Annotated in this window: 8 protein-coding genes and 2 rRNA genes; 6 read left to right on the plus strand and 4 right to left on the minus strand. The window is 56.6% G+C overall.

Annotated features, from left to right (window positions below; all coding sequences use genetic code 11):
- Positions 1-19: 19 nt before the first annotated feature.
- Positions 20-358: a tryptophan synthase subunit beta gene (locus tag AC1MEA_RS06710; protein WP_449636674.1), complete on the plus strand. Its 339-nt coding sequence runs from the start codon at positions 20-22 to the stop codon at positions 356-358.
- Between the two features lie 57 nt (positions 359-415).
- On the opposite strand, the gene lapD is transcribed toward AC1MEA_RS06710, so the two are convergent.
- Entirely contained in the window at positions 416-2,362 is a 1,947-nt protein-coding gene (lapD, locus tag AC1MEA_RS06715) for a cyclic di-GMP receptor LapD (protein ID WP_480917176.1), read from the minus strand.
- Positions 2,363-2,370: 8 nt separating this feature from the next.
- Positions 2,371-3,081 carry a cysteine protease LapG gene (gene lapG / locus AC1MEA_RS06720; RefSeq protein ID WP_480917177.1) on the minus strand — a complete coding sequence of 237 codons (711 nt, stop codon included), beginning with the start codon at positions 3,079-3,081 and terminating at the stop codon, positions 2,371-2,373.
- 335 nt (positions 3,082-3,416) lie between these two features.
- Here lapG and AC1MEA_RS06725 point away from each other — a divergent pair, with 335 nt between their 5' ends.
- The 5 genes from AC1MEA_RS06725 (at position 3,417) to AC1MEA_RS06745 (ending at position 10,603) form a co-directional block, all read left to right on the plus strand.
- Positions 3,417-4,202, plus strand: coding sequence for a GntR family transcriptional regulator (locus tag AC1MEA_RS06725; RefSeq protein ID WP_480917178.1), 786 nt, complete (start codon positions 3,417-3,419; stop codon positions 4,200-4,202).
- Between the two features lie 691 nt (positions 4,203-4,893).
- Positions 4,894-5,670, plus strand: coding sequence for a DUF3050 domain-containing protein (locus tag AC1MEA_RS06730; RefSeq protein WP_480917179.1), 777 nt, complete (start codon positions 4,894-4,896; stop codon positions 5,668-5,670).
- Positions 5,667-6,626 carry a diiron oxygenase gene (locus tag AC1MEA_RS06735; RefSeq protein ID WP_480917180.1) on the plus strand — a complete coding sequence of 320 codons (960 nt, stop codon included), beginning with the start codon at positions 5,667-5,669 and terminating at the stop codon, positions 6,624-6,626. The genes AC1MEA_RS06730 and AC1MEA_RS06735 overlap by 4 nt, the downstream gene beginning before the upstream one ends.
- Positions 6,623-10,096, plus strand: coding sequence for a thioester reductase domain-containing protein (locus tag AC1MEA_RS06740; RefSeq protein WP_480917181.1), 3,474 nt, complete (start codon positions 6,623-6,625; stop codon positions 10,094-10,096). The genes AC1MEA_RS06735 and AC1MEA_RS06740 overlap by 4 nt, the downstream gene beginning before the upstream one ends.
- A 21-nt stretch (positions 10,097-10,117) precedes the next feature.
- A complete protein-coding gene (locus AC1MEA_RS06745; RefSeq protein ID WP_449636681.1) occupies positions 10,118-10,603 on the plus strand; it encodes an SRPBCC family protein in 486 nt (161 codons plus the stop codon).
- Positions 10,604-10,674: 71 nt separating this feature from the next.
- On the opposite strand, the gene rrf (AC1MEA_RS06750) is transcribed toward AC1MEA_RS06745, so the two are convergent.
- Both rrf (AC1MEA_RS06750) and rrf (AC1MEA_RS06755) read right to left on the minus strand, forming a co-directional pair.
- Positions 10,675-10,790: ribosomal RNA gene (rrf, locus tag AC1MEA_RS06750) — 5S ribosomal RNA — on the minus strand.
- A 108-nt stretch (positions 10,791-10,898) separates the two neighbouring features.
- Positions 10,899-11,014: ribosomal RNA gene (gene rrf / locus AC1MEA_RS06755) — 5S ribosomal RNA — on the minus strand.
- Positions 11,015-11,068 lie beyond the last annotated feature (54 nt).

Consider the following 11,068-nt stretch of genomic DNA (forward strand, 5'->3'; position numbering starts at 1 on the left):
AAATTTCGAGGTTTTACCCATGTTCTACGTGCAACGCGATCAACAGGGGGAGCTGGTCCGCGTGGAGGGCGTTCCTTACGTGGAGGCGACGGAAACACTTCCTCCGGACAACCACGAGATTCAAGCCTGGTATGCGAACGATGTGATCGAAAACAGTCTCAAGCAGCTCAAGCAGAGCGACTTTGAGATGATTCGGGTGCTTGACGACCTGATTCAGGTGCTGATCAGCAAGGGCGTGATCCGGGTAACCGATCTGCCGTCTGCGGCGCAGGCCAAGTTGATGGACCGTACCCAGGCACGGGAAACGCTGGGCGGGTTGAACCATTTGATCAATGATGATGAGACGGGTTTGATCTGATTCTATTTATGGCTTGAAGGCCTGTCGCCGACGCGCGATCAGGCCCGATTGGTCATCCTACTTCCAGGGCGCTGGGTCACCAAACAGCTGACCTTGCACGCCTTCAATGCCCATTTCGCAAATAATCTGCAGCTCGCCATCGGTTTCCACACGCTCGGCAATCAACGGCAAGTCGATGCTGTGTGCTGCGCGCTGGATGGCTTCGATAAACAGGCGTTTATGGCTCTCCTTATCGATAGCCCGAATGTAACTGCCATCGATTTTCAAGTACGCCAACCCCAAGTGCGCCAGATTGCCGATCATGCTGAAACGGCCGCCGAAGCGTTGCACCGCCAAGGTGAACCCCAGTTCTCGCAGGCGTCGGGTCAGTTGCTCCAGGACAAGCTGTTCCGGCAGCTGCTCTTCGCCGATTTCCAGGGTCAATCGAGGCCCGAGTCGTGCATGCTGTTTAAGGGTCTCGAAGACTTTATTCAAGGCTTTTGGATCGGCAAGCGTGGCCGCAGAGAGGTTCAAGGCCAGCGCTTGATCATGCTGGGCCATCTGTTGCAGGACTAACTCAAGCATCAACTGGTCAAGCCGCGTCGACCAGCCGAATCGTTCGAGCCACGGCAGGAAACGCCCCGCAGCAATGGTCTGTCCCTGCTCATCAAGCAAGCGGGAAAGCACCTTGTAATGCAGTACGTGCTGGGGATTACGACTGTCCACTACCGGCTGAAAGAACAGTTGGAAGCGGCGCTGGGTCAGTGCCTGGTCCAGCAGGTTGTTCCAGGCGTGGTGATCGTCGCCCAGGCTGATGGCGGCGCTGTGCTCAATACAGCTCCAGCTATGTTCGCCCTCGCTTTCAGCCTGAGACAGCGCTTGGTCGGCAAGGCCGAGCAACGTTTGCGGCGAGTCGCCGGGGCTGTAGGGTGCCAGGCCGATGTAGGCGACAGGCGTCACGTCCGAGGCCCCGGTGGCTTGCAGGCTGAGCAGCGTGCTTTCCAGGTTCTGGGCAAGTTGCAGCGCTTCGGCGCGCAGCATTTTTGGCGCCAGCACGGCAAACTCACCGCCACGGCTGCGAGTGATGAGGTTATTGGTTTCCGGGTAGTGCGCGCATTGCCGAACCAATTGCTCACCCACCGCACGCAGCAGTTCATCTGTACGCTTGCCGCCCAGACGCTGGTTCAACCCCACCAGATCCTTGACCCGCAGCAACAGCAGATAGCCCGAGCTGGCTTCTTCCTGGTTGCTGACCCTGGCGTTGAGCTGCATTTCGAAATAGCGACGGTTGGCCAGGCCGGTAAGGCTGTCCTGATACGACTCGACCCGCAGCTTTTCACTGCGTTCAGTGTTTTCCTGAAACAGGGCTTTGAGCTTCTCGACCATCTGGTTCATGGCCTGGACCACGCGACGCAGTTCCGGGGTACGCGGCAGTTCGGGCAGGCTGAGGAATTCGCGGCGGCCAATGGCGTGGGATTGCGCCACCATGTAATCCAGAGGCCGCAACTGCCGACGCAACAACAAGGCGCCGAGCACCGCACTGACCAGACCACAGATCAGCAACCAGCCAAGGCTGCCTAGCGCGCTTTGCCAGAGTTTAGCCAATGCAAACATCGGATGGCTGACCACTTCGACCCGCGCCGCCTGCTGCCAGCCACGGCTGACAATCGCATCGCCACCCGCCGCTTCCAGGCCGATCAGTTTGACGAACCATGCGGGTACGGAGCTGCTATCGGGGGCGCCAGAACGCTCGACAATGATCTTGTCGGTGGCCAGATCGATGACGCGGATGCTCGAATAATAGCCACTGTCGAAGATGGAACTGACCATCAGCTCGACCATCGTCGGGTCATCGATATTCGGGGTCAACGACAGCGCGAGGGAGGTCGCCGCATCTTGCGCATGGGAGCGCAATTGATTGACGTATTGTGTGCGCGAACTTTCCAGGCTGACCATGAAGCTGCCGCTAAAGGCGACCACCAGGAACAAACAAATAGCGATCAACAACTGTTTGAACAGAGACATCGGAACTCCTAAAACTCGGGCTCAGCCGGGAAGCCTTCGGCTTGCATTTTGCTCAACACATCCTGCCAGCGTGACAATCGTTTCGTGTCGCTCACTCTCTTATTGCCTTTGGCGCCCGGCAACCACAACCCTTCACCATTGAAGGCATACACCGGCAACAGATCAATTCGTTGGCTGGCGGGTTTGATTGCATCAATCAGGCTGTCGAGCACCAAGGGTTCGGCATTCGGGCTTGAGTAGTAGGTCAGCACCATGTGCGCACGATTCAGGCGCAAGGCTTTGACGTACGTGATCAACAGTTTTTCGCTCGGAACGCCCAGCCGCCTGAGGCTGAAATATTTAGCGATGGCGTAATCCTCGCAATCACCAGCCCCTTTGCGCAGAGATTCAACGGGGGTCGCCCAATAATCGATTTCATGCCAGTTATCGATGTCTTCTACATAGCGAATTTGCCGGTTGAAGAACTGATTGACCACTTCCAGCTTTTCCCTCTCGCTGATTTGCTTCTCGGTCGACAACAAGTGCTGCCAGGCATCTATCCGCTGACGGCCCTCGCCCAACGGACCATACAAGGCCTCGGCCCGACGGCTGATCAAGGAAAAATCCCAATCGGCATGCAGGCCGCCCACCAGCACACTGGCCAAGAGCAACGCAAAAGAGAGCCATCGCCCTAGTCGATGACCAGGCTCTCGCCGATAAAAAGCAAAACGTGCCGCCAATTGAAGTTAATCCATGCGGTCATCCGAGAACCGGTCGATGGTGCAGGTTCGATCGGGAAAAAACAATGGCATCTTGCAATCACTTACGGCTAAAAAACTGCTCGTCCTGCGGCACTGAGAAAATGATGCGCAAGGTGTCGATTCCGTCGCACGAAGGCCTTGTTCTACAACCCGAACAACATTAAATCCGATTCTGTCCTAAACTGCGGGAAGCCAAGCGCAACGGGTATTTCAGGCCGTTCAGATTACTTTTTTCAAGGTTTGACAGGCTTTCTGGCTGTCCTTATTGTGAGCTGGATCCAAAAAAAATAATTTAAATTTATAGAAGTGTGCGCATGCCGAAAACCGACAACGAAAGCTTCTTGAGCAGTGTCCTGGGACGTGAGCAACTGCCTTCCCACGTGGCCAGAGCCGTCATCGAAGAAAAGCTGCGCAATGCCATCCTTGACGGACGTATCCCCAGTGGCACGGCGTTGCGTCAGCAAGAACTGGCAACCCTGTTTGGCGTCAGCCGCATGCCGGTGCGTGAAGCGTTACGCCAACTGGAAGCTCAATCCCTGCTAAGGGTCGAAACACATAAAGGTGCGGTGGTTGCGCCACTGATTGATGAGGACTCGGTCGACGCCTACGCCCTGCGCATCCTGTTGGAGTCGGAGGCGTTACGCCTGTCGATTCCTCATTTGGACGAAAGCGATATAGCGGCAGCCCATCACTGTATCGAAAGGCTGGAAAACGAAACCGATTACGCCGAAATCGGCACGCTAAACCGCATGTTCCATATGGCGCTTTACGCCAAGGCGCCCAATAAAAGATTGCTGCGCCTGGTTGAAGACGGGCTCAATGAAGAAGAGCGCTTCCTGCGCTTCAATCTCTCGGAAATGGGCTTGGGTAAGCTCTCGCAGGATGATCACTGGGCGCTGCTCAATGCCGCGCGCGACAAAGCCATTGATAAAGCCGTGGCAATGCTCGAACACCACCTTAACCGGGGTGTTGAAGCCGTCACCCGGTATTTGGGCAGCCGTTCACCCGTAGCGCCATGCAGTCCCAAGCCACGTCGAGCGATTGCAGGCCGATCAGACCAGGCTGAAGGACCCGCTACAGCGGTTGTGAAACACGCTTGATTAAGGTCCCCGACACTGGATCCCCTCCAAGGGCGCATTCCGGGCGTCCTTTTTCGCAACACCCTCCCCTCTAGCGCCTCGCGCTGACCTGCTTCTACAAGCGCGCCCGGCTTGCGGCCGCGCTCTACTCCTCTTCATTGCCATGTATATCGCAGACTTTGCTTTGGCATCAGAGTAGAAACCTTCAAAGCCCCTAGCGCTGTCCAAGGAGGTTGTCGAACGGGCAAGGACCCGCTGGAAGGAATTCCAGCGCTGCCTAAAAATACGAAAACTTAACTTCTCCACTATTTAGCAACTCTGAGTGAGGCATTCACTCGTTAGTAAATATTCTGACTCCAATAAGCCGGAAGGGTTGCTTGCCGCCAACTAAAACCTAGCCACTCGTTTTTAGCTGACACGGTATTACTTAAAAAAGACGCCATAACAAATAATATAAAAATAACTTGCCTGACACTTTTGAAGTGCATTAACTTTTCTTCCGTCACCACTGACCATTCAATCGTGTCCCACCTGAAGCCCTGCCGCTTCTGAGCCTGCAGCGCAATGGACACAGCCACCCACGGTAGATAACTGCTTATTCACGCGTTCAACGTCGAGGCTTTTATTCGCCTGAATTAAAGAGCTGCACCCCGTGCGTCCACAATGCTCGCCCACTAACCGTTGATTGTAAGTCACAACTAAGGTGCTCCCCATGAACAACCTCGAAGTTATGCTTGATCGCAAAAAGTCAGCACTCAGCAATCACCCCATATTCTCTGAAATCGATTCAATTCAGGTGCTGCGACGTTTCATGGAAACCCATGTATTTGCCGTATGGGATTTTATGTCCCTGACCAAGCGCCTGCAGCAAGAGTTGACCTGCACCCAGCTTCCATGGCTCCCCCCCAGAGACCCCAAGGCTGCGCGCCTGATCAATGAAATCGTATTGGGTGAGGAGTCGGACGCCAAATTGAGCCACGGCCATTACAGCCATTTCGAGTTGTACCTGGATGCCATGCGCGAAGTGGGTGCCAATACGCTGCGCATCGAGCGCTTCGTCGCGCTGCAAAAAGAAGGCGTCAGCTACGAAACCGCGCTGCAGAATGTCGGTGCTGGACAGGCCGCTTATTGTTTCGTCAAACACACTCTCGACACCGCGCTGCATGCACCCGCTCATCGTGTGGCAGCGGCGTTTCTGCACGGACGGGAAAGCGTCATCCCGCTGATGTTCCAGCGCATCCTCGACGATTGGGGCATCACCGTTGAGCAAGCGCCCACCTTTCGCTATTACCTGCAACGCCACATCGAAGTCGACTCCGAAGATCACGGCCCTGCAGCTCATGAGCTTCTGGCACGACTGGTCAATGGCGACGAACAGCGTCAACGCGACGTTTATGAAGCGGCCATTGCCGCCGTCGAAAGCCGGATATCCCTCTGGGACAAACTGCGCCTGAGCATGCGGGCTGAACAGATGGAGTCCCACGTATGATCGCCGACGACTATCAGTCCTTCGCCGATGCCTGGGAGGGTCGTGCGACGATTCGTACGCGCCCGCGCCGAATCATCGAAAACGATGAAAAACTCATCTACCCGCTCAGCCGCCAACCCCTGGTCCTCAGTGAAACGTTCACCCGTGAGTGCGCGCACCTGCGCGATTTCGCCCTGACGCAAAGCCTCTACAAATTCATCAACGACGTGGTGATTTTCGAGACAGAAATCGTCGACAAGACGGCACGCGGCATCGCCAAAAACCACTTCGCGATTCGCTTCCCCTTTGCCTGTCGTTACGACGCCATGACCATTGTCGTTGATGAGGATTACCACGCCCTGGTCGCGATGGATTTCATGCAACAGACCATCGCCCTGACCGGCATCGCGCCCATCGAGCTACCCCGGGAGATCGAGCTGAGCCGGGCGATACCCGCTGCCCTGGCCTTGGCCCCCGATCATCTGCGCAGTGCGGTTGAACTGGTTTGCGTGGCCATCGCCGAGAACACGGTGACTAACGATGTCGCCGCGTTCGCCAAGGACGAGTCGGTCAAGCAATCGATCAAGGGGATGATGGCCGACCACCTGCTTGATGAGGGACGACACTCCGGATTTTGGGCGCGGCTGGTGCGTATCTACTGGCATACCGCGCCCGAGTCAGACCGCGAAAGCATCGCGCGGATCATGCCGGTATTCATCCGCCAATACCTGACCCACGAGATCCAGAAGGGTTTCGACTTCACGCTAATCGATCACCTGGCGGTTGCCGAGCCAATCAAACAAGCGCTCAAGGAGGAAGCCTTGGCAGTGGCCTTCCCGATCAATCGTCATCACCCGCTGGTGGGCAACATCGTGCGCTTTTTCAACAGCAGCTCGATGCTCGAGTCCCCCTGTGTGCAGCGGGCGCTGGCTGACTATCTGCCCGGCTCTATGGCCAGCCAAGGATCATTGCGATGAAACGTCTTGAGATTATCCTGGTTGGCCAGAGCCTGGCCTTGACCACGTTGACCGCGGAACTGGAGGAGCATGGCCATCAGTTGCATCGTTTGACAGATTCGCAGGCGCTGGACCTGGGCCCTTTTACCGGCGCGTGCATGCTGATCGAGGATGGCAGCCTGACATTGACCGCACAGCAGGAAAAAGCCTTCAGCGCGCTCGCTCGTTTGGGTTTGCGCGTCGGGCTCGGCCCCGTTGCGGATCATGGCTTGCCGCAACTGGAGTTGCTCTGCTGGTTAGGTACCGCCTCCGGGCAACGTCTGATATCGCATCAATTACTGCTCGCCGGCACCTCGGGCAATGGTCGGGTATTACGCGACTCCGCGATTGCGACGCTGGTTGATACCGTCGCGCTGCACGTCAGCCGCCTGTCCCGCGATGCCGAGTATTTTCTTCAAGCGCCCACTGTCGAGCCCCCTCACGCGGCGCAACAAAAAGGGCTGCGCATACTCGAACAACTGGCGTTCGAACACCGCTTCAACCGAACCGCTCAGCCACATCTGCTGGCGCTCGCCGAGGTGCCGATGATTGTGCGCCTGGATCAGAGCCTGTTGCAGTTTGCCGAGCGGATTGCGCTGAACATCGGAGGCAAGCAGATCAGCTATGGGGCTCTGCATGCGCACAGCCTGGCGATCCAGCAACGACTGCTGAGCGTACTGGCAGAACAGGGGATCGGGCCGGGTGATGGCCCGCCAATGATCGGTATTTGCCTGCCGAAATCAGCCGCCTTGTTTGCCGGAGTCCTCGCTATTCTTGGGTGCAGTGCTGTGTATTTGCCGCTGGACCCGAGTCAGCCAGCCCAGCGTCAGCAGTACATTCTGGAAAACGCCGGTGCCGTGCTGTTACTCCATGACGGACAACATCCGCTCGGTGAGCAATGGCCAGGGTTAGACATCAGCCAAGTGAGCACGGATGAGCACGATCCCACGCGCTCACTGATGCGCCAGCGTCCCGTCCCTGAGGCGCCGTGCATGGCGCTCTACACATCGGGCACCACGGGCCACCCTAAAGGTGTATTGCTCAGCCAGCGCAACCTCAGCCATTTCACGGCCTGGTACGCCGAGCAGGTGAGCCTGTCCGAGTACAGCCGCGTACTTCAGTTCTCGACGCTTAGCTTCGATTCCTCAGTGATCGACATCTTCCCGACGTTGCTCAGCGGCGCGGAACTGGTGGTGCCCAGTGAAGAACAGCGCCGCGATCCTCTGCTGCTGGTTGAGTTGATTGGCCAACACATCAGCCATGCGTTTCTGCCTCCCGCACTGTTGAGCATCCTGCCGCTCGAACGGCCACTGGGGCTTGGCCATCTGATGACCGGTGGCGATGTCTGCGAGCCATACGTCATTGAGCGGCTGGCCGGGCAATGCCGTTTTTACAACCTCTATGGCCCAACCGAGGCAACGGTGCTGATCACCTGTGGGGTGTTTCAAGCGGGCAGCAGCAATCGCAATTTGGGGCTGCCCATCGCTAATAGCCAGGTGCTGATCCTCGACGAGCAATTTCAACCCGTGCCCGAGCAGACGCCCGGCGAGCTGTATATCGCCGGGCCGGGCGTGTGCCTCGGCTATCTGAACAATCCGACGCTGACGGCCGAGCGTTACCTTGATCTGAAACTGCCCGATGGCCAAAGACTGCGGATCTATCGCACAGGCGATATCGGCAAATGGACTGACAGCGGCATAGAGATCTGTGGTCGGCGCGATAACCAGGTGAAGATTCGCGGCTTTCGCGTGGAGCCGGAAGAGATCGAACATTGCCTGCGTGACAGCCAGTTGTATCGGCAGGTGGCGGTGGTCGTCGACGCGCAATGGCGGATTATGGCGTTTGTTGCACAGCCACTGCAGGACCAACCCAACGTCGCTCGTCAGGCACTGAGGACTCATGCCGAGCGGACATTGCCCGATTATATGCGCCCCGCCGCATACACCGAGCTGACGAGTATGCCCTTCGGGAGCAATGGCAAGGTCGATCGCAAAGCCTTACTGGAACTGCCCGTCACCTTCATCGTCGCGCAACCGCGACGTCTGCCGGAAACGGTTGTAGAGCAGCAGTTACTCAATCTCTGGGTGGAGTTGCTTGAGATGTCGTCGGCCGAGATCTCCACGGAGGAAAGCTTCTTCAATCTCGGCGGTCACTCAATTCTGCTCTCGCAGATGCTACTGGGGATTCGCGAGCAGTTCGGGCGCAGCATCCCGATCAACCGCTTCATCGAGGCCCCGACGCTACGCACGCTTGCGGCACTGATCGACAACGATGGCGCACAGTCGTCTACCTGTACCGTCAGCGCGCAAGCACTGCGCGATGCCGACCCTGAGCTGGACATTCCAGTGCTGCCTGATAGCCAATCGGGGGATGTGCATAAGGTGATCGTCACCGGCGCCAATGGTTTTCTTGGCGTGCATATTGTTCAAGCCCTGCTGGATTGGGGTGCCAGTGAGATTGTTTGCCTGGTTCGTGACGGTGGCGGACAAAGTGCACAAGCGCGCTTCGCTCAATCACTGCGGGAAAATCGTCTCGGGCATCTGGACCTGAGCAAGGTGACGGTCTACCCCGCAGACATCACTCAGCCGCAACTGGGCCTCAGCGCCGAAGTGTATGAACGCATCGATCGTGAGTTCGGCGTACTGGTGCACAACGCAGCCAATGTTAACCATGTTCAGGATTACGAAACGCTGATCAAGGATAACGTCGAACCCATTTTTGAATGCCTGCGCCTGTGTGAAGGCCGTAGCAAGAAAATCTTCAATTTTGTCTCTACGCTATCGGCCTGCAGCACCATTGATGCAGCGGGCAACGTGCTGGAACAACCGGCCGCCGCATCCCCACCGATCTATATCAAGAATGGTTACAACCTCTCCAAATGGGTTGCCGAGCGCATCCTGCAACGCGCCGGGGATCAGGGCGTATGGGTAAACATCTACCGGCCCGGGAACATCGCGTTCAACAGCGTCACTGGCGTCTGCCAACCCCACAAGAACCGATTGATGCTGATGCTCAAGGGCTCAATGCAATTGGGCCAGGTGCCGGAGTTCGCCATGAACTTCGATCTGATGCCCGTCGACTTTCTCGCCCGTTTCATTGGCTTTCATGCCAGCCGTTATCAGGCCAGCCAGGCGGTATTCAACCTGCACAACCCCGAACCGCTGAGTTGGGCTGATTACGTGGCTGCGTTCCGTGACGTGGGGCGGGAGTTCGAGATGGTCAGCATCGAGGATTGGCAAAAACAGCTCAGACGAGTCGACAGCCAGAACGCGCTATTCGGGGTGCTGGGGTTCTATCTCGATGGCTTTGAAGAAGACATCGGCGACATCTCAATGATCCGGCACGACAACGCCCGAGCCGGGGTGAGGCGTATGGGCGAATGCTATCCGCTAAAAACAGAGGCTCTGCTGCACAAAGGTTGCGAGTACCTGAAAGAAATCGACTTTATCTAAACCAACCCGCTGGAGAACATCATGAATGCCATCAACACATTCGAAAATCTGCAACCGGACACCCTGATCAAAAACCCGGAAAGTTGCCGTGTGGTCTCTGCGGTAGAAGTACCCGGCCATGCGCGAAGCGTGTGGGATATCGTCGGTAACTTCGCTGGTTTTCCGGCGTTCATTCCGGCGCTGGACGCCTGCGAGATGACCGGAAGTGGCGTGCGCTCAGTACGCAAGAAGCTGTTCAAGGATGGCAACGTAGTGGTTGAGCAGCTTAACTCTCGCGACGATGACGCGCGTTATATGACCTGGTCGCTGATATACACCACCCTGCCTATCGGCAATCTATGGGCATCAATGACCGTAGCAGAGCAAGGTGATGATCAGTGCCGCGCGACATGGACAATCGTCGGTGAGCCGTCTCCAGACTGGACGGACTCATTGCCAGCGTTCCAAGCATTCCTGCAGGCTTTTGCCGACGATGCGATGAACAACGTGCGCACTATGTTCGCCTGACATCTATGCTTTAGTACGCCGCAAAAACAAAACCCCTGTCTGCATCAGCAGACAGGGGTTTTGGAATTCAATCTTGACGATGACCTACTCTCACATGGGGAAACCCCACACTACCATCGGCGATGCATCGTTTCACTGCTGAGTTCGGGATGGGATCAGGTGGTTCCAATGCTCTATGGTCGTCAAGAAATTCTGATGCCGATCCGTTACAGAGGTAACGTGCCAGCTAATTTCGGTGACTCTCATTAAAACAAAACCCCTGTCTGCATAAGCAGACAGGGGTTTCGGAATTTAATCTTGACGATGACCTACTCTCACATGGGGAAACCCCACACTACCATCGGCGATGCATCGTTTCACTGCTGAGTTCGGGATGGGATCAGGTGGTTCCAATGCTCTATGGTCGTCAAGAAATTCGGTAGCCAGACCGTTACTTACGTAACGTGCCAGCGAATGGGGATGTGA

The sequence above is a fragment of the Pseudomonas sp. ASL8 genome, assembly GCF_056680355.1.